This window comes from Mangrovibacterium sp., assembly GCF_041596335.1.
Taxonomy (GTDB): domain Bacteria; phylum Bacteroidota; class Bacteroidia; order Bacteroidales; family Prolixibacteraceae; genus Mangrovibacterium.
Genome location: NZ_JBFHIT010000011.1, coordinates 51,145 through 74,191, shown reverse-complemented (window position 1 = coordinate 74,191; position 23,047 = coordinate 51,145). Strand labels below are relative to the sequence as shown.

At 44.2% G+C, this 23,047-nt stretch carries 22 protein-coding genes and 2 tRNA genes; 13 read left to right on the top strand and 11 right to left on the bottom strand.

What is annotated here, in order from left to right; all coding sequences use genetic code 11:
* Positions 1–82: 82 nt before the first annotated feature.
* The 5 genes from ABZD21_RS06280 to ABZD21_RS06260 form a co-directional block, all read right to left on the bottom strand.
* Entirely contained in the window at positions 83–832 is a 750-nt protein-coding gene (locus ABZD21_RS06280) for a LytR/AlgR family response regulator transcription factor (RefSeq protein ID WP_372773743.1), read from the bottom strand.
* Between the two features lie 7 nt (positions 833–839).
* A complete protein-coding gene (locus tag ABZD21_RS06275; protein WP_372773742.1) occupies positions 840–1,880 on the bottom strand; it encodes a sensor histidine kinase in 1,041 nt (346 codons plus the stop codon).
* Positions 1,881–1,885: 5 nt separating this feature from the next.
* Positions 1,886–2,590 carry a LiaI-LiaF-like domain-containing protein gene (locus ABZD21_RS06270; protein WP_372773741.1) on the bottom strand — a complete coding sequence of 235 codons (705 nt, stop codon included), beginning with the start codon at positions 2,588–2,590 and terminating at the stop codon, positions 1,886–1,888.
* A gap of 80 nt (positions 2,591–2,670) precedes the next feature.
* Positions 2,671–3,075, bottom strand: a complete 405-nt coding sequence (locus ABZD21_RS06265; protein ID WP_372773739.1) for a hypothetical protein — start codon at positions 3,073–3,075, stop codon at positions 2,671–2,673.
* Positions 3,076–3,247: 172 nt separating this feature from the next.
* Positions 3,248–4,945 carry a glutamine--tRNA ligase/YqeY domain fusion protein gene (locus ABZD21_RS06260; protein ID WP_372773738.1) on the bottom strand — a complete coding sequence of 566 codons (1,698 nt, stop codon included), beginning with the start codon at positions 4,943–4,945 and terminating at the stop codon, positions 3,248–3,250.
* Positions 4,946–5,209: 264 nt separating this feature from the next.
* On the opposite strand from ABZD21_RS06260, the gene folB reads away from it, so the two are divergent.
* Together folB and ABZD21_RS06250 are read left to right on the top strand one after the other, a co-directional pair.
* Positions 5,210–5,563 (top strand): dihydroneopterin aldolase, encoded by a 354-nt coding sequence (folB, locus tag ABZD21_RS06255; RefSeq protein ID WP_372773736.1) that lies wholly within the window; start codon positions 5,210–5,212, stop codon positions 5,561–5,563.
* Positions 5,564–5,627: 64 nt separating this feature from the next.
* Positions 5,628–5,701: transfer RNA gene (locus ABZD21_RS06250), tRNA-Cys, on the top strand.
* An 82-nt stretch (positions 5,702–5,783) separates the two neighbouring features.
* Here the strand turns inward: ABZD21_RS06250 and ABZD21_RS06245 are convergent.
* The 6 genes from ABZD21_RS06245 to rbr all read right to left on the bottom strand — a co-directional run bounded on the left by ABZD21_RS06245 (position 5,784) and on the right by rbr (position 9,489).
* A complete protein-coding gene (locus ABZD21_RS06245; protein ID WP_372773734.1) occupies positions 5,784–6,986 on the bottom strand; it encodes a formylglycine-generating enzyme family protein in 1,203 nt (400 codons plus the stop codon).
* Between the two features lie 378 nt (positions 6,987–7,364).
* Positions 7,365–7,553, bottom strand: coding sequence for a 4Fe-4S binding protein (locus ABZD21_RS06240; RefSeq protein WP_372773732.1), 189 nt, complete (start codon positions 7,551–7,553; stop codon positions 7,365–7,367).
* A gap of 24 nt (positions 7,554–7,577) precedes the next feature.
* A complete protein-coding gene (trxA, locus tag ABZD21_RS06235; protein WP_372773730.1) occupies positions 7,578–7,877 on the bottom strand; it encodes a thioredoxin in 300 nt (99 codons plus the stop codon).
* Positions 7,864–8,094 (bottom strand): DUF6132 family protein, encoded by a 231-nt coding sequence (locus tag ABZD21_RS06230; protein ID WP_372773728.1) that lies wholly within the window; start codon positions 8,092–8,094, stop codon positions 7,864–7,866. Before ABZD21_RS06230 ends, trxA begins: the two co-directional genes overlap by 14 nt.
* Positions 8,095–8,183: 89 nt before the next feature.
* Positions 8,184–8,846, bottom strand: coding sequence for a Crp/Fnr family transcriptional regulator (locus tag ABZD21_RS06225; protein WP_372773727.1), 663 nt, complete (start codon positions 8,844–8,846; stop codon positions 8,184–8,186).
* 67 nt (positions 8,847–8,913) lie between these two features.
* Entirely contained in the window at positions 8,914–9,489 is a 576-nt protein-coding gene (gene rbr / locus ABZD21_RS06220; protein ID WP_372773725.1) for a rubrerythrin, read from the bottom strand.
* Between the two features lie 202 nt (positions 9,490–9,691).
* Here rbr and ABZD21_RS06215 point away from each other — a divergent pair, with 202 nt between their 5' ends.
* The 11 genes from ABZD21_RS06215 (at position 9,692) to glgP (ending at position 22,917) form a co-directional block, all read left to right on the top strand.
* Entirely contained in the window at positions 9,692–10,114 is a 423-nt protein-coding gene (locus ABZD21_RS06215; protein ID WP_372773723.1) for a SufE family protein, read from the top strand.
* 12 nt (positions 10,115–10,126) lie between these two features.
* On the top strand, positions 10,127–10,432 hold the full coding sequence (locus ABZD21_RS06210; RefSeq protein WP_372773722.1) for a metal-sulfur cluster assembly factor: 306 nt from the start codon (positions 10,127–10,129) through the stop codon (positions 10,430–10,432).
* Positions 10,433–10,510: 78 nt separating this feature from the next.
* Positions 10,511–11,485, top strand: a complete 975-nt coding sequence (gene queG / locus ABZD21_RS06205) for a tRNA epoxyqueuosine(34) reductase QueG (RefSeq protein ID WP_372773720.1) — start codon at positions 10,511–10,513, stop codon at positions 11,483–11,485.
* The gene (locus ABZD21_RS06200) at positions 11,482–11,967 is read left to right on the top strand and encodes a YdeI/OmpD-associated family protein (protein ID WP_372773719.1); all 486 of its coding nucleotides are present in this window, start codon (positions 11,482–11,484) and stop codon (positions 11,965–11,967) included. Before queG ends, ABZD21_RS06200 begins: the two co-directional genes overlap by 4 nt.
* 59 nt (positions 11,968–12,026) lie before the next feature.
* Positions 12,027–12,099: transfer RNA gene (locus ABZD21_RS06195), tRNA-Gly, on the top strand.
* A gap of 226 nt (positions 12,100–12,325) precedes the next feature.
* Positions 12,326–14,338: an alpha amylase C-terminal domain-containing protein gene (locus tag ABZD21_RS06190; RefSeq protein ID WP_372773717.1), complete on the top strand. Its 2,013-nt coding sequence runs from the start codon at positions 12,326–12,328 to the stop codon at positions 14,336–14,338.
* A gap of 149 nt (positions 14,339–14,487) precedes the next feature.
* Positions 14,488–15,489 (top strand): GSCFA domain-containing protein, encoded by a 1,002-nt coding sequence (locus ABZD21_RS06185; RefSeq protein ID WP_372773716.1) that lies wholly within the window; start codon positions 14,488–14,490, stop codon positions 15,487–15,489.
* A 110-nt stretch (positions 15,490–15,599) separates the two neighbouring features.
* On the top strand, positions 15,600–17,546 hold the full coding sequence (locus tag ABZD21_RS06180) for an amylo-alpha-1,6-glucosidase (RefSeq protein ID WP_372773714.1): 1,947 nt from the start codon (positions 15,600–15,602) through the stop codon (positions 17,544–17,546).
* 30 nt (positions 17,547–17,576) lie between these two features.
* Positions 17,577–18,869: a glycosyltransferase family 4 protein gene (locus tag ABZD21_RS06175; protein ID WP_372773713.1), complete on the top strand. Its 1,293-nt coding sequence runs from the start codon at positions 17,577–17,579 to the stop codon at positions 18,867–18,869.
* Between the two features lie 14 nt (positions 18,870–18,883).
* Positions 18,884–20,254: a glycoside hydrolase family 57 protein gene (locus ABZD21_RS06170; protein ID WP_372773711.1), complete on the top strand. Its 1,371-nt coding sequence runs from the start codon at positions 18,884–18,886 to the stop codon at positions 20,252–20,254.
* 125 nt (positions 20,255–20,379) lie between these two features.
* Positions 20,380–22,917, top strand: a complete 2,538-nt coding sequence (glgP, locus tag ABZD21_RS06165) for an alpha-glucan family phosphorylase (RefSeq protein WP_372773710.1) — start codon at positions 20,380–20,382, stop codon at positions 22,915–22,917.
* Positions 22,918–23,047 lie beyond the last annotated feature (130 nt).

Genomic DNA, 23,047 nt, shown 5'->3' with positions numbered 1-23,047 from the left:
GTTTGGTCTGCAAAGGTATAAAAAGAATGAAAGGGAACAGATTATTTTGGACTTTAGCGAAAGTTATCGCCGGTGCCCGAGCTTAAAAATCAAGCGCTTCCTTTAAATTCTTATAGCCCGACTTACTTACTTTTAGTTTCGTTCTGTCTTTCAGGATGACAACATACGACTCTTTCTCGTATTGTTGTATTTCTTCAATCTCTGACACACTAACGATAAACGATCGGTGAATTCGGATAAACTCGCGCGGATCGAGATGAGTTTCGAAAAACTTCATGGTGTTTTGCTTTGTATGCCGCCCATCCGGTGTATAAATGAGCACATAATCATCCATCGACTCAATGTATCGAATGTGCGAACTTAGAATGATGTGAATCTTATGGCGATCTTTTACCACAATTCGTTCCAGGTATTCTCCTGTTGACAACTCACTCAGCCGGCTGATTTTGTCACTCTGTTCTTCGGCGTTCCCCCGTCTCTCCAGCACCTTGTCAATCGCTGCCAGCAAACGTTCTTTTGAGAACGGTTTTAGCAGGTAGTCGACCGCGTTAATTTCAAAAGCTTTCAGCGCATACTCGTCGTAGGCTGTGGTAAAAACAATATCCGGTTTGTGGTCGAGTAGCTGCAACATTTCGAACCCGGTTATTTTGGGCATCTGAATATCCAGAAAAACCAGATCGGGTTTCAATTCGTTGATTTTTTGTACGCCTTCGAACCCATTCTCGCATTCGCCCAACAGGTTTATCGAGGGGTGATTTTTGAGGTAAGACTTAAGCAGGTCGCGCGCCAACTCTTCATCTTCAACCAGCAGTACATTTAGTTTTTCGCTCATAACTCGTTTATTTTTGAGGAAGCCTTATTTCAACCTTAAAGCTCGTTTTTAAATCGGTAATTTGCAAGAGATGAGGATTTCCGTAGATCAGTTCCAAGCGTTGCCGAATATTCTTCAGTCCAATTCCTTCGCCTTTATTCTTCACGCTCTGCGCATCGTACTCATTCTCAACAGTAATTCTGAAGTAGTTGGACTCCGCCCGACAGCCAATCGCAATCGTAACCGGTTCGGTAGCCTCATACACCCCGTATTTGATTGCGTTTTCCAACAAGGGCTGAAGGATCATGTTTGGAATTTGGGCTTTCAGGCAGGCTTCATCGATATTGAACAACGGATTCAATTTTTTACCAAAGCGAACCTTCTCGATACTCAGATAGAGTTTAATGTGCTCCAGCTCATCCTTGAAACTCACCATATCGTCGCGGCTATGCTGCAATGAATAGCGCATAAAAGCCGATAAGTTGATCACCATCTCCTGCGCCTTTTCCGGTCGGCTCATCGTAAGCGACGAAATGCTGTTCAGGCTGTTGAATAAGAAATGTGGGTTAATTTGCGACTTCAAAGCGCTTAGTTCGGCATCGCGAATCAGCATTTTTAGCTCCGATTCCCGTTTTACTTTTTCCTTCAGCGAATTGTAGTAATTGACCGCATAGAAAAAGACGACATAGCCCACATATAGCAAGTATCCGGTTAATACTTTCGAAGGGAGGCCGTTACGTACGAACCCCATTTGTGATTCATCGAAAGTTTTTGCCAATACGTAGCTCAGATAAAGCCAAATAACGTTCAGGATGGTCGCTGCTACAAAGTGATAGAGAATATTCTTCGCCCAGTCACTCTCGTCGAGCCGGTTATATTGAATGATAAACCAAATACTTGCGCCCATAATTGGGTACAAAGCAAAGATGACGATCGACTCCAGCAGCCCGGCTTCAAAATTGAGGTCGTACCAGTAGACCTGAATCAGGAGGTTCACCAAGCCAATGAACAACCAAAACACCACATAGTAGCGGCTTAAAATGCGATTATTAATGAAGGGGTGCTTCATGCCGCTTAAACATGTTTAATTTCAACCCCGCCAAAAAGGGTGATTCCTTTGATGACTATTGTTTTCGATGTGTCCAGCTGTCCATGCCGGAAGGTATCGCCGCGTTTATCGGTGAACGCGCCAAAAATAGTGGTGATCTCGTTGCGAACCTGCCAGTCGAGCGGTACCTTGATTCCCGTACCGCCAAACACGCAAATACAATCAACAATTGCTCCCTCTGGCGCTAAGGTAGCTTGCCGGAGATCGTACTCAACTCCACCAAAAATAGATGTACTTCTGCCGCCTTTGAGGTTTGTTGAGTTGATAAAGATCTCGCGTCCTCCAAAGATCACAAAATCATCAAACTCATCGAACGACTTACCGACTGATCCGCCGGGCATGTGTAAACGGTTGCCATGCTGTCGGTAAATGAGTGCCGCACCAACCAGAACCAGCATAAATGGCCAGTATAAACGACGTATTTCGCGCGGAACATCGATAAATTCAGGCAGCAGAAAGAACACACCCAGTCCAATTAGTATAACGCCCCACACGCGGTTTCCGTTCATCAGCGAGATGGCACCAATAGCCACCAGTAACATTTGCCACGAAATCAACATTTCGGCCAAATCCCAGGGAATCAGGTTTAGGCGCTGCAACATCAGCAGGCCTCCAATAGCAATTAAAACAACTCCCAGATAAAATCGTTTATTTCCACTTCTTTCCATCATAAATCTTCATTAAATCCGAAGGCAGGCAGTACAACGAATCGACTGGTTGCCTTCGATCATTTATTCACTCCCTCAAACAACTATAACAAGCTCCGGATAACCAATATCCCCAAAATAATTATGAAAACCGGAAATAGAAATACCGCTATCACTCCGGGGACAAAGATGCCAGGTATAACGATCAGCAAAACAATCAGCACTAGGAGGCCTCCAACCTTGCGTTTTCCACCAACCAGCAAAAGGCCGGCAGCCAATAAAAGTATTGGTAGAAGCAAATCGCCCAAATGCTGATGCAGAAAACGGAACAAATCACCAAAGAGATCGCGAAATATTTCCCAGACAGGAAGAAGGTGTACAGACAGGCCAGTTTCTTTCAGAATCCAATACGCCCCAATGGCAATCAGGATGACTCCTAAAGTTGAACCTCCCTTTTTCTTTTCGCTGCGATCGGGGTCACCGTTTTGGTTCCAATTTGACTGATTCATTCTCGTTACAATTAAATTACCTTTCAAATGTACCTGTTTGTCTATTCGTCCTTCAGAAAAGATCGGTTAATAAACGACAAGCATCGGTAAATGCCATAAAATGAAAAGAACGAAGCCTCATCCAACTTCGTTCTTTTCATTTCTTATATTTCAAGCATCTCAATTGATGCCTTTATTTACCTTTCATCTTAGCCCAAGTGTCACGTAGTTGTGCGGTTCTGTTAAATACCAAACCATCCTGCGTGCTGTCCGGGTCGAGGTTAAAATAGCCTAAACGTTCGAATTGAAACGAATCCAGCGCTTTGGCATCTTTCACAAATGGCTCAACGTAGCAGTTCTCCAAAACCGTCAATGAATCGGGATTCATGAAGGTCTTAAAATCAACATCTTTATGACCATCAGGCTCTTCATCGGTAAACAAGCGATCGTACAAACGCACTTCAGCTTTCACATTTTCGCTAACCGATACCCAGTGCAAGGTTGCTTTTACTTTTCGTCCATCGGGTGAATTTCCGCCACGCGACTGTGGATCGTACGTACAATGCAGCTCTACTACTTCGCCGTTTTCATTTTTAACCACTTCGTTGCAGGTTACGAAATAGGCATAGCGCAAACGCACTTCGGTTCCCGGCGACAGGCGGAAGAATTTCTTGGGTGGATTTTCCATGAAGTCGTCCCGTTCAATGTAGATCTCACGGGTGAACGGAACCTGACGGGTACCGGCTTCCGGATTTTCGGGATTGTTAACCGCTTCCAGATGCTCTACCTGTCCTTCCGGATAGTTGGTAATCACCACCTTCAGCGGATTCAAAACTCCCATCACCCGTTGCGCGTTTTTATTCAGATCTTCGCGAATACTGTGTTCCAGAAGTGCAACATCGATGATCCCGTCAACTTTTGTAACCCCAATGCGATCGGAAAAATTACGGATTGAGGCCGGTGTATATCCACGTCGACGCAAGCCGGAGATGGTCGGCATCCGGGGATCGTCCCACCCTTTTACATGATTATCTTTCACCAGTTCGAGTAATTTTCGTTTACTCATAACGGTATAAGTCAGATTCAGACGGGCAAATTCAATCTGCCGTGGCCGATAGTCGGTATCTTTTAACTGGTCGACAAACCAATCGTACAACGGACGGTGAACTTCAAATTCGAGCGTACAAATCGAGTGCGTAATGCCCTCCCAGTAGTCGCATTGGCCGTGAGCGAAGTCGTACATCGGGTAGATACACCATTGGTCGCCGGTGCGGTGGTGCGGCGTTTTCATGATCCGGTAAATAATCGGGTCGCGCATGTGCATGTTTGGCGAGGCCATATCAATTTTGGCCCGCAACACACATTGTCCCTCGTTGAACTCGCCGTTTTTCATGCGCATGAAAAAGTCCAGGTTTTCTTCTACTGAACGGCTTCGGCAGGGACTTTCCAGTCCCGGACGGGTTGGCGTTCCCTTTTGGCTGCTAATGGTTTCGGCATCCTGATCATCGACATAGGCTTTTCCCTCGCGGATCAGTTTTACGGCAAACTCAAACAATTTACCGAAGTAATCGGAAGCATAAAACAAACGATCTCCCCAGTCGAAGCCTAACCAACGCACGTCTTCCATGATGGAATCAACGTATTCGGTATCTTCTTTCGAGGGGTTCGTGTCGTCGAACCGAAGGTTGGTAATACCCTTGTATTTCTGCGCTGTCCCAAAGTTCAGGCAAATTGATTTGGCATGTCCAATATGCAAATAGCCATTCGGCTCAGGGGGAAACCGAGTGTGTATCAGCCCGTTATTCTTACCCGCATTTATCTCTTCTTCAACAATTTGGTGAATGAAATTCTTCTTAACCACCACTTCTTTTTCAGGACTACTTTCGCTCATATAAGTCGTTGTTTATTCGCTTCTTGTTAAAGTAAAATCTCTTTCCGACAATTTTTCAGATTGTGTCGTTCTTTTGTTTTGTCAGTTCCGGATTCAATTCGTTTCGATTCTTCCGCAGCACCTTTGGCAACTGTAGATTAGGGACAAAAGTATAAAATGATTCCGCACATTGGCTTTTTACATTTCACAAAATTAACCATCTAAAAAAGAAAAATTAATTTTGCGGACAAACTGATCGAACAGAATCAACTAAAAAAGAAGAAAATGGCGGGAATTATTGAATTGGATGGCATGGAATTTTATGCCTATCACGGGCATTATCCGTTTGAGAAACAAGTTGGCGCCCGATTTATTGTTTCGGTGACCATACACACCGATTGTGAGAAAGCCGGACAAAGCGACCGCCTGGAAGACGCCCTGAACTATCAAAAAATTTACGACATCGTTCGCGAGGAGATGGCAATCCCGTCGGCTCTGCTTGAGCATGTGTGTACCCGGATTCTGGATCACATATATCGTTCATTTCCAGAGATCGGGCAGGCAATCGTAAAGTTGTCTAAAATGAATCCGCCAATGGGAGGGCAGCTCGAAAAAGTGAGTGTACAGCTCAGTAAATGATAAAATCAGGCAGCAGCTGTTGCACAGCAAAATATTTTATATAAATTTGCAGTCCGAAAAACAAGGTCTCTTGGCCGAGTGGCTAGGCAACGGTCTGCAAAACCGTGTACGGCGGTTCGAATCCGCCAGAGACCTCCACTTCAAAAGCCGTCTGTAATCAGTTGATTAGCAGATGGCTTTTTTGTTGGAACCAACTCGCTTAATTAAGTCAAGCGGAAGCTTACTCTGCCGACACCACACAGCGAAAGCCGGTATGTTCCAAGCTGGTATCAAAGGTGGTTTTCATGCGTGCGGCAACCCGAAAGCCCGAGCAATACTGGTCGCTACAAAGAAATGAGCCGCCGCGGGTTACCCGCTTTTTAGTGAACGGTTCGTCCGGATCGAACGACGAATCGGGCCCTTGCGGGTTCACGACCAATCCGTTTTCGGCACATTGCCTGTAGTAATCGGCATGATACCAATCGCTGCACCACTCCCATACGTTTCCACCCATATCATACAATCCATATCCGTTGGGTTGAAACGACTTGACCGGTGCCGCCCGCAAAAACCGGTCGTTAGCCGTATTTTGGTTTGGGAAATGCCCTTGCCAACTATTGGCTTTTACCGCTCCCTGCTCAATGGGTTCGTTCCCCCAAGGGTAAATCGTATTTTTGGCGCCTCCTCGCGAGGCATATTCCCATTCAGCTTCTGTCGGCAACCGTTTTCCGGCCCAGGCCGCATAGGCCATCGCATCGTCCCAGGTTATTTGCACCACCGGGTATTGATCTTTTCCTTCGATTGAACTATCGGGCCCTTCCGGATGACGCCAGTCGGCACCCGGTACCCAGCTCCACCACGCAGTAGCGTTGCTCAGCGGAACCGAATGATTAGGTGGCGTAAATACCAGTGAGGCAGCAACCAACGCATCGTCCGGAGGTTTTGGCGTTCCCGGAGGCAGTTGTTTTTTAATTTCTTCCCACTCAGGCTTTCGCTCGGCTGTTGTTACATAGCCTGTTGCATCTGTAAACTCCCGAAACTGTGCATTGGTGACCTCGTGCTCATCCATATAGAACGAATTAACTTTCACCTGGTGATGCGGGAACTCATCCGGACGCCCCCAAAGACTGTCGCCCCCCATTGTAAATTCACCTCCGGGAATAAAAACCATTCCCTCCAGCTGTTTGTCCGATTGTTGCTGAAGCGAATCAGCCGCACTGCCAGCGGCCTGAAGGAACGGGCGGGCAGGCAAACCGGAAGAGCAGCAGTCCATCTGGCCAGAATTGGCGGTAGGTTCTACCGCTTCAGTTAGTGTGTTTGTTTTCGACTTTTGTTGATTCGTACAAGCGACAGCGAGAACGCCGGATAATAAAAACAGGTAGCACAATTTTATCATCCGGAGCGCTGGCCGGCTCTTTCGAGGGGGAAGTATTTTCCGATTCATGATACAGATCTATTTTTTTCTTAACCAAAGGGAAACACAGTAAGTCGCGCGAATGTTTTGTCGATATCAGGATATTTAACTCTTTTATGGTTTCCGCATGGGGTCGGAGGGGCTTCGAATAATCCGGCTAACTCGTTCGGCTTTTCAATATTTTGAGATCGGAGTATTCTCGTAGTTTGTAGTTGTGTTCTGTAAGGATTTTGTATCTGAGCTTACAGGAAGCTTACAGAAAACATACAGAAAGCTTACAGAAAGATCGATGGGAAGGTGAGGATAAACAGACAGAAAATTCATGCCACTTTGCGCAACGCTCAAAATAAAAACAGGAACCCTTTCGGATTCCTGCATTTTCCCTCTTTCCCTTTTTGTTTTGGAGTATTAAATCGCCTGAAAGGCTCCAAAAGCACAGTATTTTGCACATTTCCCGCAGTTCGTACATCTTGTTTGATCGATGCTCGGTGCTTCGAATGGTGTACGCTGACTAATTGCACCGGCCGGGCATATTCTCATCACCGGGCAGAAATGATTTTGTGGGCAGCGTTGTTTTATAATTGTAATCTGTTTCATTGATGCGAATTTTAAATGGCGGGTCTACCGTGTTGTTGTTTTAATAATGCCTACCAGTTGGTCAGCCTGCATTACACCGTTGCCGGTCCATTTTACCTGTCCGTTTTTAAAAAGCTTGAGCGTGGGGACGCTTCGAATTTGAAATTGTTGCGCAATAGCCGGGTTTTTATCGACATCAATTTTGATAATCCGAACCTCGTCGCCTACCTGCGATTTTACCTGTTGCAGTATTGGCGCCATCATTTTACATGGAGCGCACCAAGTGGCAAAAAAGTCGACTAAAACCGGGGTATTACTCTGAATAATGGTATTAAACTGTTCCATCTGTCTTGTCGTTGTTTGTTTTAGGTCTCTTTTTCAGGTCGCCTACAAAATACCCCAGCAACCCACCATAGAGTGTGGAGGTGTGCCAGTTAGCCTGAATGGGGCAGGTTCCTGAGGTACAGCCAATGTAGTACCAATAGAGGTAGCCACCGATTAAGCCGATGCTAACCCCAATGGCCTGCCATTTATACCGTGTTAAAAGTTGTTTGAATTTCATTGCTGAATCGTTTCCTGCAAAGAAATAACACAGCGCGACAATGTTCTGTGACTTGAGTCACAGAAGCGAAGAAAAACTACGTTGAAGATTTAATTTTGGTCTTCTGTTTGTTTAATCAGGGGGGTGTAGTCGATTTCGTTACGGCTCAGTGACACCAGGTTTTTTTGTTCCATTTGTTTGAGAAGGCGTGATACCACTTCGCGCGAACTGTTTAAATGGTTTGCTATATCTTGATGAGTGCCTGTGAATTTTTGTTCGCCGGTTGCCTTAAAACGAGCATAGAAGAAACGGCTAAGACGTTCGTCCAACTCCATAAAAGCGATGGCGTCAATGGTGTCGAGTAGTTCGTCAAAACGTTTCCGGTAGGAATACATCATGTAGGATTTCCAGGAAGGGTATTGGGTCAGCCATTTGTCCAAACAGTCAACCGGTATGCGAATTATTGTACTGCTTTGTTCGGCTGTTGCGCTGATGTTGCTTTGTTGCTGCCCCATGCAGCAGGTGAGCACCATACTGCAGGTTTCGCCGGGGTTGAGGAAATAGAGCAGTAGTTCGCGCCCTTCCTTATCCTGTCGGCTAACACGTATGTTGCCCTCTAATAAAATAGGGAATGATTTTATATATTGGCCTTCACGCAAGAGCTCGTCGCCTGACGTTAGCTCCTGAACGGTTCCGTTTTGAAGGATGTCTGCGATCAAGTTTGCCTCAAAAAACGGAAATCGTTTCTCGAGTGATGATTGAATGCTTTTCATGTACCTATAGTTAACCTGTTTATCGGTAATGTCGCCGGGGCTAGTTTCATTCCCGGCGACAAATATATTAAAAGTTTGTAGCTTCTAGCTCAAAATAAGCTTGTTCGTGTTCACAGGCAGGGCATTTTTTTGGTGGACGGGCCGATTCATGCAGAAATCCACAAATCCGACATTTCCAGGTAACCTTACCTTCACGCTCAAATACTTTGCCTTCTTCAAGGTTGTTATAAAGCTTGCGGTAGCGTTCCTCGTGGTGCTTTTCAATTTTAGCAATGGTTTTAAAAACTGTTGCGACTTGTTTAAAGCCTTCTTCTTCTGCAATGCGGGCAAATTCGGGGTATAATTCAGTCCATTCTTCATTTTCTCCGTCGGCTGCAGCCTGAAGGTTTTCCAGTGTTGTGCCTACCTTGCCGGCTGGGTAAGCAGCGGTAATTTCGACCATTCCACCTTCGAGAAAACCAAAGAAACGGTTTGCGTGTGCTTGCTCGTTTAGAGCTGTTTCTTCGAATAGCGCTGCAATTTGCTCCAAGCCTTCGGTGCGTGCCTGTTTGGCAAAAAATTCGTATCTGTTTTTAGCTTGAGACTCACCGGCAAAAGCTTTTAACAGGTTTTTTTCTGTTTGAGTACCTTTCAATGAATTCATTTGAGTGATATTAATTGTTATTTGGTTTCTTGTGTCTCAAAAGTACGAAAAATAGCCCCGTTTTATTATGTTGCACTTTATTTAGAATTATTCAAAAAGATTTTTTAGTCTTTATTTTTCTTTAATTCTGCGATTGCTTCTGGTTAAAACGCTTTGCTTGCTCTATTTTTTTGCGACATTTGGGGCTTTAAACTGATTTAGCATGACAATAGATCAAATTCAGGACGAAATAAATGACGAGTTTTCGATTTACGAAGACTGGATGGATAAATATAGTTACCTGATAGAGCTGGGAAATGATTTGCCGGATTTAGACCCGATTCTGAAGAATGACCAATATGTAATTAAAGGTTGCCAAAGCAGGGTGTGGTTGGCACCGGAGTTTAAAGATGGTAAAATTTACTTTCAGGGAGAGAGCGATGCCGTTATTGTGAAAGGGCTGGTCGCACTGCTGTTGCGGGTGGTCTCGGGTCATACGCCCGACGAAATTTTGAACAGTGATTTACATTTTGTCGACGATATTGGCTTAAAACAGCACTTGTCGCCAACACGTTCAAATGGATTGGTGGCTATGATTAAACAAATAAAGTTGTATGCTGTTGCTTATAAGAAGATTTCAGAATAGGAGGAATTTGCGATGGATAAAAGAATTGATCTGATTATTGAAAAATTGAAAGATGTCTACGATCCGGAGATACCGGTCAATATATATGACTTAGGCTTGGTGTATAATGTGGATGTTGATGATACCAACAAAGCCACGATTATAATGACCTTGACTGCTCCTGGTTGCCCGGTTGCTGATATGCTGGTAGAAGATGCCCGTCAGGCTGCCTTATCGGCTGATGGAGTTGAGGATGCTCATGTTGAGCTGACTTTCGAGCCGCCCTGGGAAAAATCGATGATGAGTGAGGAAGCCCGCCTTGAATTGGGTTTCTTTTAGGAAAAAATAAGCGTTCGTATTAAAAGCTTTGCGACACAAACCCGGTCTGATCCGGGTTTTTTTATACCTTGTTGCCTGATGAATAAGAACGAACAAAGGGATCGGATTAAAGAAAAAGCTCGTGAGCTGGGGTTTTTGGCTTGTGGTATTTCAAAAGCTGATTTTTTGGCTGAGGAAGAATCCAGATTCGAGCAATGGCTGGTTGCCGGAATGAACGGTGACATGGATTACATGGCCCGCAATCAGGATAAACGACTCGATCCCCGTCTGTTGCACGAAGGAAGCCGATCGGTTATTTCGGTGCTGTTGAATTACTATCCGAAAGAAAAGCAGTTATCGCCCGATGCACCTGTTCTTTCGAAATATGCCTATGGTGCCGATTATCATTTTGTATTGAAAGAAAAGCTGCGTTCCCTGCTAGCGTTTATAAACGAGGAAATCGCCGCATGCAACGGGCGAGCGTTTGTCGATTCGGCACCGGTGCTCGACAAGGCTTGGGCTGTTCGGGCCGGCCTTGGTTGGATTGGGAAAAACTCCAATCTGATATCAGTTGAGCATGGGAGCTTTTTTTTTATCGGCGAGTTGCTGGTCGATCTGGAACTGGAACCCGATCGTCGAATTGTTAGCAACCATTGTGGCAATTGCACCCGGTGTTTGGATGCCTGCCCGACAAAAGCGATCGTAGCGCCTTATGTGGTCGATGCGAGGCGCTGTATTTCGTACCAAACAATAGAACAGCGAGGAGAAATTGACGAACGCTTAAAAGGACAATTTGATGATCGGATTTTCGGCTGCGATATTTGTCAGGATGTTTGCCCGTGGAACTTAAAATCGGAGGCTCACAAAGAACCCGCTTTCAACCCAAACCCAAAACTTATGGCTTTAACTCGGCACGAATGGCTGAGTATGGACGAGAAGCTCTTTGCCGAACTGTTCAGGAAATCGGCGGTGAAACGAACAAAATACAGCGGGCTTATGCGGAACCTGCGGTTTATTGAGCCGGTCGGCTCCGTTGAAGTCAACAGACCATCCGACAAAGATTTAGAGGAATGAGGCCAAAGCGATTTGAATACACAACAATTCTTTTCCAGTTGGATCGTGGTATTCCTGGGACTTTCGGCGGCTTTCCTTTTGATGTGCGCATTGAATTTGGAACAGGAGGGCCGGTGAGAATTAATTGTTGGGTCGACGGGGTGCATAAAACCGGGAGCCTGATCCCAATTGGCCATGGTGAGCACGCCATTCATATCCGAAAAGAAATTTTGAAACAGGTTGGTAAGCAACACGGCGATGAAGTGCACCTGGTTGTTGAGCAAGATTTGACACCACGAGTGCTCGAGATCCCGGACGACTTTCAATGGCTGTTGGACGAAGATCCCCGGTTGAGTGAGAAATTTGAGCAGCTCTCCTTTAGCAACAAGTCATCAATTATCAATTACATCAATCAGGCAAAACGCCCTGAAACCAGAGTAAAGCGAATCGAGAATTTTATACAACGCATAAAAAAAGGTTTCTCCCCGGGGCAAAAGCTTTAAAAAACTTCTGATTTTGGAGTGACGAATGATAAAATAATTTACATTTGGTCGAAAATATCGCGGAAGTAGCTCAGTTGGTAGAGCATCAGCTTCCCAAGCTGAGGGTCGCGGGTTCGAATCCCGTTTTCCGCTCCGTAAATCAGTCAGTTACCGTTTTGGTGGCTGGCTGTTTTTGTTTTAGCGAGTGCTTTTATGATACCACATTCGAACTGTTATCAACGTCAACATTTCGTCGTTTGTACAATAAGCAGGCTTATGTAAAGGCTATAAAAAATGTTTTAGAAACTTCGCGAAATGCCCGTTTTATTGAGCCTTCCGTAGCCTGAAATTCCTATCTTTATCAAAAACCCACGTTTGTATGGAAACTCTGAAACTAATTGAGAATGACCCTTGGCTAAAAAATCATGCCCCGGTAATATTGTCCCGCTATCATGCTGCGGTTAAAAAAGAGCACGAAGTAACTAATGGAGGCAACCTACGCGACTTTGCAAGCGGCTATTTGTGGTATGGCTTGCATCGCACTACCGATGGATGGGTATTGCGGGACTGGGCGCCCAATGCGACGGCTGTTTATTTGATTGGTCAATGTAATGACTGGTCAGAACAGGAGGCCTATCGGTTTCAGTCGATAGGAGATGGCAATTGGGAGTTGCTTCTGGATGAAAATCAGCTAAAGCATGGCGATTTGTACGCTTTTTCTATTCATTGGAACGGCGGCAAAGGAACTCGCATCCCGGCATGGGTAACCAGAGCGGTTCAGGACGATGAAACAAAAATTTTCACCGCTCAGGTCTGGAGTCCGGAGTCACCTTATGAGTGGAAAAATACAGGCTATAACCGAGGGGGAGACGCGCCATTGATTTACGAAAGTCATGTGGGGATGGCCGGTGAAGAAGCACGGGTACATACCTACAATGAGTTTCGGTTGGATGTACTTCCGCGAATTAAAAAGGCCGGCTATAATACGGTTCAGTTGATGGCTATTCCGGAGCATCCTTACTATGGAAGTTTCGGATATCACGTGTCCAGCTTCTTTGCAGCTTCTTCACGTTTTGGTACACCCGACGAGTTGAAAGCATTGATTGACGATGCTCATGGAATGGGATTGGCGGTGATTATCGATTTGGTTCATTCGCATGCCGTGAAAAATGAAAATGAAGGCTTGGGAAAATACGATGGAACAAAATATCAGTTCTTTCACGACGGTCCGAAGGGAGAGCATCCGGCATGGGATTCCTATTGCTTCAATTATGGCAAAAATGAAGTACTTCATTTTTTACTGTCAAATATTCGATACTGGCTTGAAGAATACAAATTCGATGGATTCCGTTTCGACGGAGTAACCAGTATGCTTTATTACGATCATGGTTTGGGTAAAGCGTTTACCGGCTACGACGATTATTACAATGGCGGTGTCGACGAAGAGGCAACCAGCTATTTTTATTTAGCCAATAAGTTGATTCACGAGATAAACCCAAATGCTTTGTCGATTGCCGAAGAAATGAGTGGAATGCCCGGTTTGGCCACGCCTTTGGCTGATGGAGGGTATGGCTTTGATTATCGAATGGCGATGGGAGTACCCGATTACTGGATTAAACTAATCAAAGAAGTTGCGGATGAAAATTGGGATGTTGGGCATATCTTTTACGAACTGACTTCGAAGCGCATGGACGAAAAGGTGGTCAGCTATGCCGAGTCGCACGATCAGGCTCTGGTTGGCGATAAAACCATCATATTTCGCTTAATTGATAAAGAAATGTATTTCAGCATGCGCAAGGATCAACCAAATTTGGCGGTTGAACGGGGCATCGCATTACATAAAATGATCCGTTTGGCAACAGCGGCCAGTGCGGGTGGTGCCTACCTTAATTTTATGGGGAATGAATTCGGGCATCCGGAATGGATCGATTTCCCCAGAGAAGGAAATAACTGGTCGTGCAAACATGCCAGGAGACTTTGGAGTATTTCTGAAGATCCGGAGTTGCGTTTTCATTGGTTGTCTGATTTCGATCGGGAAATGATGCAGTGGATTCGCGAAGCCAGACTGCTGGATATTCCGGAAGTTTACAATCGCTTCAACAACAAAGGCGATCAGATCCTGGCTTTTCAGCGTGGCGATTATTTATTGGTTTTCAACTTCAATCCGGTGAATTCATACACTGGGTACGGAATTCCGTTGGAAGCTTCAAAATATAAAGTACTGTTCGATACCGATGAGCAACGATTTGGAGGACAGGGCCGAATTGATCATGAAATGATTTATTATACACGGCCGTCAGGCGGAATCACCAGTCAGCACTATCTGAATCTATATCTGCCGGCGCGAACAGCGATGGTGTTGAAGAAAGAACCGTTCAGACGAATTCGCTAGTTCGACAAGAATTAAGCGAAACAATCGGATGTCGGATAGAAATTAGCAGTCCTAAATCATCGGGGCGAAATTGTAGATCCGAACTAGTTTGTGTTGGATAGAACTGAATTTGTAGTCGTTGGAAGTTGGTTGAAGAAATTTAGTAAATTATGAATCAGTATTATACCGAAGTCGAACTCGAAAAATACACTTGGAAACTGGACTACTCAGACCAGGTTCTGTTGATGGGCTCGTGCTTTACCGAAAATATTGGGGCCATCATGGAGGACTACAAGTTCCGAACGCTCATCAATCCCTTCGGAATTAGTTACAACCCAATGTCGGTGGCTGATAGTTTGAAGAACCTCATGCAGAAGCGAGTGTATACAACCGACGATTTGTTTGAGCAAGCTGGTGTTTGGGGGAGTTTCGATTTCCATAGCCGATATAGTGGCTGTTCAGAAAATGATGCGTTGGAGAAGATGAACGGACAGGTTGAGAGAGGACACGAATTTTTGAAAAATGCAGACTACCTGATCATAACTTTTGGAACGGCCTGGGTTTTCGATTTGAAAGCCAGTGGAAAACTTGTGGCGAATTGTCATAAGTTTCCGGCGGGTGATTTTAAGAGATACCGCTTGACTGCCGGGGAGATTGTTGGCGAGTTTAAAGATTTATTAACAGCGTTATGGAAATTTAACCCAAAGTTGAAGATCTTGTTTACAATTAGCCCAATTCGGCACTTGAAGGATGGTGCAAACGGAAACCAGGTGAGTAAATCTACGCTTCTTCTGGCGGTCGATCGCTTGGTAAATGGCTATGGAAAAGAGAGATGTAACTATTTTCCATCCTATGAAATCGTGATGGACGAGTTGCGTGACTATCGTTTCTATGCTGCGGATTTAGTGCATTTGTCACCACTGGCGGTGGAACATATTTGGTCTCGATTCAAGCAGGCGTTCCTGACGAATCAGGTTAGCGACTTGATGAAGAAAATCACAAAAATAAAAAAAGCGATGGGGCACAAACCGTTCCGGAAAGATGTCCCGCAGTATTCCGATTTTTTAATGAAGAATTTAAACGCGATAGAGGAGTTAACGATTAATTTTCCTTATCTTAACTTTCACGAGGAAATACAGTTTCTCGAAACGGAATTGAACGGATGTAAATAACGCTACAAAAGATGATTCAAAATGTTTGAGTAATTTTGTAGTAAAATCACCCAGTTTATTTCTGATAATTATCACAATTATGAATTTTGAGGCCTAAGTCTGAACTAGCTATGAGTTATCTGAAATTTGATAAAAGTAAATTAGTCAATCTGGAGTATTCACTGACCAGAGAAGTGCTTCGATCCAATCGGGCCGGTTCGTACATCAGTACCACGATTTCGGGCTGCAATACCCGAAAGTATCATGGTTTGTTAATTTGTCCCGTTCCGGGGTTGGATGGAGATAAGCATCTACTATTGAGTTCGTTGGATGAAACCGTGATTCAGCATGGAGCCGAGTTTAATTTGGGGATACATAAGTACGAAGGCGATCATTATGAACCGAAGGGGCACAAATATATCCGGGACTTCGATGCGGAGTTTGTTCCGAAAACAACCTGGCGGGTTGGCGGAGTTGTACTAACCAAAGAGCGACTTTTGGTTGAAAACGAAGAACAAGCCTTGATTCGCTATACGCTGGAAGAAGCAAACTCGCCGACCACTTTGCGTTTTAGGCCTTTTCTCGCTTTTCGAAGTATTCATCAACTAAGCAAAGCGAATATGTATGCCGATACCAAATACACCGAGGTGCCTAACGGTATTAAAATGAAAATGTACGAAGGCTATCCTTTTCTGAATATGCAGTTCTCGAAGGAATGCGAATTTGTGCCGGCTCCGAATTGGTATAACAATATAGAATATTATAAAGAAAAAGAACGCGGGTTCGACTATCAGGAAGACCTGTACGTACCAGGATATTTCGAAATTCCGATAAGAAAGGGAGAGAGTATCATTTTTTCCGCGTCAACCGGTGAAGTAAAAACAGCTTCGCTGAAAGCGAAATTTACAAAGGAAACTAACAAGCGGGTTCCACGAAACACCTTCTTGAACTGTTTGAAAAACTCTGGCCAGCAGTTTATCGTGCGCACCGACAAGTATACTGATATCATTGCCGGTTTTCCCTGGTATACAGGGATTACCCGGCAAACCTTCATTGCACTGCCTGGCTTAACCTTGGCTCATGGAGAGCGGGATACTTTCGAGGAAGTTATCGATTCGCAACTTGCAGGCTTGAGGAATGGTTTGTTCCCCAAGTACTTCGGTAGACCTGAAAAAGGATATGGAGCAATAGATATCTCACTTTGGTTTTTCTGGGCTATTCAACATTTGTATGTCGAGAAGAAATGCGCGATGTCTGTATGGTCGAAATATGGTGCGCCCATGAAGCAGATTCTGAATGCTTATCGGGATGGAACGGACTATGGAATCCACATGTACGAAAACGGACTGGTAGGTTCTGAATACAAGGACGAACCATTGACGTGGATGAACTCGATGGTCGATGGACGCCCGGTAGTTAACCGATTGTGTATGCCGGTGGAGGTGAATGCTCTTTGGTATAACGCGGTTTGTTTTGCGGTAGAGCTTGCTCAAGTTGCCGGAGATGAGAAGTTTGTTAAGAAATGGGAGAAACTGTCAGCGAAAATTGCCAAGTCGTTTGTCGATGAATTTTGGGACGACTCTGTCAATTGCCTGGCCGATTCAGTGAGCGCCACAACTAAAGACTGGACAGTTCGTCCGAATATGGTGATCGCCGCATCGATGGATTATTCTCCACTCGATCGTGAAAAACAAAAAGCGGTTTTGAGTGCTGCTAAAAAGCAACTTTTAACTCCACGTGGGTTGCGAAGTCTTACTCCGGAGAGTCCTTTTTACGAAGGACAGGTTGAAGGGAGTGTTATGCAGCGCGAGCGAATGATTCAGCAGGGAGCAGTTTGGCCCTGGCTGATTCAATTTTTTGCAGAAGCCTATCTGAGGATTCATAAACGTGGTGGTTTGTCAGTTGTCAAGCGAATACTGGCTGATTTTGAAAGTGATATGACAGAGCACTGTGTTGGTTCCATTGCCGAAATGTACGACGGGAACCCCCCTCATAATGCCAGAGGAGCAATTTCGCAGGCCTGGAGTGTTGCTGCAGTTGCCCGGCTTTTTCAAATAATAAATGAGTATGAAGATTAATATTATATAATTACCATAGTTCCGTAGCGTATGAAAGTTTTAATGTTTGGTTGGGAGTTTCCACCCCATATTTCAGGAGGTTTAGGCACCGCCTGTTATGGGCTGACGAAGGGGTTGGCCGAGTTTAAAGATGTTGAAGTGCTTTTTGTTGTTCCCAAAGCTTACGGCGACGAAGATCAATCAAGCATGGAGTTAGTTGGTGCGAATACCGTCCCAATTACCCGGAAGAAGGTTCATTTTGAGGATGTTCAGAAGAAAATCGATTATTATGAAGTGGAATCAGGAATGGTGCCCTATGTCGACCCGGAAGAATTCTGGAAAATGAGCAGTAAAAAGTACACTGAAAAAACACGTTTCGTAGAAACTGACGAGGGTGGGAGACTGGAGTTTTCAGGTAAATACGACAACAATCTTTTGCACGAAATATACAAGTATTCGCTGGTTGCTGAAGTGATTGCCCGGGATAATGAGTTCGACTTGATACATGCGCACGATTGGTTGGCCTATCCTGCCGGAATTGCTGCGAAAGAGATGAGCGGGAAACCTTTGGTGATTCATGTGCATGCAACGGATTTTGACAGAAGCGGGGGGAGTGTTAATCCACAGGTATACGATATTGAGAAGCGTGGGATGGATGCCGCCGACCAAATTATAACCGTAAGTAATCTGACCCGGAAAATTGTGATTGAACGCTATGGGGTTGATCCGGAAAAGGTTACAACAGTTTATAATGCCGTGGAGCCGGTGAGCGCCGAAGAAAAAGTTAGGCTGAAAAAGGGAGTTGATGAAAAGATTGTAACTTTTCTCGGCCGAATTACGATGCAAAAAGGACCGGAGTATTTTGTCGAGGCAGCCAATCTGGTTCTGAAAAAAATGAAAAACGTTCGCTTTGTGATGGCCGGTAGTGGAGATATGATGAATGCAATGGTAAAAAGAGCTGCGGCACTAAAAATCAGTGACCGGTTTCATTTTACAGGATTCCTGAAAGGCGACGATGTGTTCGATATGTTTCGTATGAGCGATGTTTTTGTTATGCCGTCAGTGTCGGAGCCATTCGGTATCGTTCCGCTCGAGGCTATGCAATCAAATGTGCCAGTAATAATTTCACATCAATCGGGTGTTTCCGAAATCCTTAAATATGCCGTAAAAATCGACTATTGGGATACACACGCTATGGCTGATGCAATCTACGGATTGTTAAATTACCCGGCCTTGTGGAACACTTTTATGAAGTATGGAAAAGAAGAGGTGGATAGCCTGCAATGGAAAAACTCGGCCAAAAATGTTCGCGATGTGTATTTAAAAGCAATGATTAACAGTTAATAAAGGAAAAGACTATGAAAGCCATTTGTTTAAACTTCCAGGTGCATCAACCCTTTCGGTTTCGTAGATATCGTTTCTTTGATATTGGGAATGACCATTACTATTATGATGACTACTCAAATGAAACCATTATAAGAAAGGCGGCAGATCATGTCTATTTGCCAGCGAATAAAATCTTGCTGGATTTGATCAGAAAGAGTAAAGATTTCTTTAAGGTCAGCTTTTCAATTTCGGGTACAGCCTTGGAACAGTTTGAATTGTATGCGCCGGAGGTGTTGGATTCATTTATTGAATTGGCTGAAACAGGACAGGTGGAGTTTTTGGCAGAACCCTTTTCCCATTCGCTTGTAGCGTTAAAAAAGCCGGAGTTGTTCAGGAAAAGTGTGGAAAAACACGCTGCCATGATTCAGAAATACTTTGGTCAGGAACCTAGCGTATTCTCGAATACCGAGAAAATTTATTCCGACGAAATAGGAAGTCTTGTTTCCGATATGGGCTATAAGGCCATGTTGACCGAAGGGCCGAAGCATGTCCTTGGTTGGAAATCGCCAAACTACCTGTATTGCAGTGCTGCGAATCCGCGCCTGAAATTGTTGATGAGAAACTTTCAACTAAGCGATGACCTGTCGTTCCGTTTTTCGAATCAAGCATGGAGTGAATATCCGTTGACACCTAAAAAATATGTTGAGTGGATGAATTCCAATAAAAAGGATGAAATCATCAACCTCTTTATGGAATACGAAGTCTTTGGTGAATACCAACGCGAGTCATCCGGCATTTTTAAATTTTTGAAAGAACTGCCGGCAGCGGTAGCAAAATATTCAACCTTCAAATTCGCTACGCCATCAGAAGTTGCCGAATCGTTTCAGCCGATTTCAGTGGTTAGCGTACCTCATCCAATATCGTGGTCGAACGAGGAACGCGATTTGTCAATCTGGTTGGGAAATGAGTTGCAACAAGAAGCATTCGATAAGCTGTATAAACTGGAGAACAGGATGATGAATGTTAGTGATCCGGCGCTTTGTAAAGACTGGGATTACCTGCAGGTTTGCAACCATTTTTATTACATGAACACAAGATTTTTCACCGATGGAAATGCACAACGTACTTATAATCCGTTCGAAAGCCCATATGAAGCTTTCATTAATTATATGAACGTGCTTAGTGATTTTGAACTTCGTTTGAATAGTTTTGTTCCTGAAAATAAGGTTGACAAAGAGATTGCAGCGTTAAACGATATACTAGCGGAGAAAGACGAAAAGCTTCGCCAATACGAACTGGAACTTAAGAATCTGCAAGTTGGATCTTCCAAAAAATTAAAAGCGAAGAAGCCGGCTGCGACTAATCAAAAGAGAACCGCAACTAAATCAACCAAGAAAGATTAGTATTAAACTCCAATTTGATGTAGTTCTGTCTGGGGCTTGTGATCTAAAAGGGCGAATGTGTCTTTTTGTATCGAATACAGCAAGAAAGCAGAAGCAGAGTCATTAAATTTTAAAAACAACTTGTTGTGGAAATAGGAAATTGGAAGAAACTGTTTGTTGAATCAAACATTCCCGGGAAATTGGCTCCTCTGAAAGAGTTGAGCAAAAATTTATGGTGGGCTTGGAATTCAGATGCCCGAGAGTTATTTGAGTTTATCGATCCGGAAATCTGGGAGGAAACTTCACACAATCCAATTGATTTGTTGGACAAAGTGAGCTACCAGCGTTTCCACGAACTGGAGAACGATGATGCTTTTGTGGCCAAAATGCAAGGAGTTTACGCTCATTTGCAAAAATATTTGGATGACAGGAGTAAGCCCGCTGGGCCTCAGGTCGCCTACTTTAGTATGGAATATGGTCTTCACGACAGTTTGAAGATATTTTCCGGAGGTCTCGGTATCTTAGCCGGTGACTACCTAAAAGAAGCCAGTGACTCAAAAGTGAACCTCGTAGCTGTTGGTTTGCTGTATCGATACGGATATTTTAAGCAGGTGATTTCCATTCATGGTGATCAGATGGCTAACTACGATGCTCAACAGTTCAATAAAATTCCGGTTCAACCAGCTTTTGATAAAGATGGAAATTGGATCAAGGTTGAAGTTGAATATCCGGGACGCACACTGAAAGCCCGCGTTTGGGAAGCTAAAGTTGGAAGCATAAGTTTGTATCTGATGGATTCCGATTTTGAAGAGAACAGTGACCAGGATCGTTTCGTAACTCACCACTTGTATGGTGGTGACAACGAAAACCGCTTGAAGCAGGAAATGCTGCTTGGACTGGGTGGTATTCGTGCGTTGAAAGCATTAGGTGTGGAATCGCAAGTCTATCATTGTAACGAAGGACACGCAGCCATGATTGGCTTGGAGCGTATGAAAGACTTCATGCACGAAAAATCGTTGAACTACGCTCAAGCTAAAGAAGTGGTTCGGGCATCAACTTTGTTTACGACACATACACCGGTTCCGGCCGGACACGACGCTTTCCATCAGGATTTGTTCCGTGGATACATGGACTTTTATTCTGAAAAACTTGGCCTTAGCTGGGAAGACTTTATTATGCTTGGTAAGTCGAATGCTTCCGAGGATCAATTCAATATGAGTTATTTGGCAGCTAACCTTTCACAAGGAATTAACGGCGTTAGCTGGCTGCACGGGGAAGTGTCGAAGGACATTTTGAAGCATATGTACGAAGGATTCCTTCCGGAAGAACTCAATATTGGATACGTGACGAATGGTGTTCACTATCCAACATGGACCGCCCCGGAATGGAAAGAATTGCACCTCAAATATTTTGGAAAAACATTTGTCGAAAATCAACTTGATTTCGACTCATGGGATAAAATCTATAAAGTGCCGGATGAAGAAATCTGGAATCTGAAAAAAGGATTGAAACTCAAAATGATTGAGTATATCAAAGCTCGCTTTACAGATAGCTGGATCAAACGTCACGAAAATCCAAAGCTGATTTCCGAAATTCTGAGTAAAATCAACCCAAACGCGTTGACAATTGGTTTTGCGCGTCGTTTCGCGACGTATAAACGAGCGCACCTGCTGTTCCGCGATCTCGACAGGTTGTCCAAAATTGTAAATAATCCGGAGCGGCCGGTTCAGTTCATCTTTGCCGGGAAAGCACACCCTGCAGACAGAGCCGGACAGGATTTGATTAAGTATATCGTAGAAATTTCAAAACGCCCTGAATTTTTGGGTAAGATCATTTTTGTGCAGAATTACGATATTAACCTGGCAAAGACACTGTTGCAAGGGGTCGATATTTGGTTGAATACACCAACTCGCCCGTTGGAAGCTTCAGGTACCAGTGGTGAAAAAGGAGTAATGAACGGAACGATCCACTTCTCGGTATTAGATGGCTGGTGGGTTGAAGGTTATAAGGAAAATGCCGGATGGATGTTGCCGATGGAACGTACCTACGATGTTCAGGACTTGCAGGATGAGCTGGATGCAGAAACAATCTATAACATCTTTGATGAGGAGATTGTACCTGCTTACTACGATCAGAATGAAAAAGGCTATTCTGAGGAGTGGGTGAACATTGTAAAGAATACGATCGGACAGGTTGCTCCAAACTTTACAACAACCCGCATGATTCGCGATTATCACGATCGCTTTTATAACCCACAAGCCGCACGCTACGAGCAGATGATTGCCAGCGATTATAAATTGGCGAAGGAGTTGGCTGCCTGGAAAGATCGAGTGGCTGCTCTTTGGGACTACATTGAAGTGGTTAATATTAATCTCGCTGATGGAATCACAAATGCCATGAAAATTGGTGAAACCTATTCTGCCAGCGTTGAGTTAGATCTTAAGTCGCTTTCAAGCGATGATATTGGACTTGAGATGTTGATTACATCGAAGGGATCCAATGGAGAAATGGAATTGGTAGAGACCTTAGAGTTTGAACCTGAAGCTTCAGCCACAGGTAGAAATACCTATAAGCTAAGTTTAAACCTGATGGAGCCGGGATTGTACAACTATGGATTACGTCTATATCCTAAAAATGCAGACTTGCCGCATCGTCAGGATTTTAAATTCTTACGTTGGTTATAAGAAGTGTTGAAAACATAATTGAAGAGGCAGCCGAAAGGTTGCCTCTTTTTCATGTTAAAAGATAGTCGCTAAGATTTGAGGACTTTCAAAATAAAATTAATTTTGTCAGTCATCATCTGAAAAACCAAAA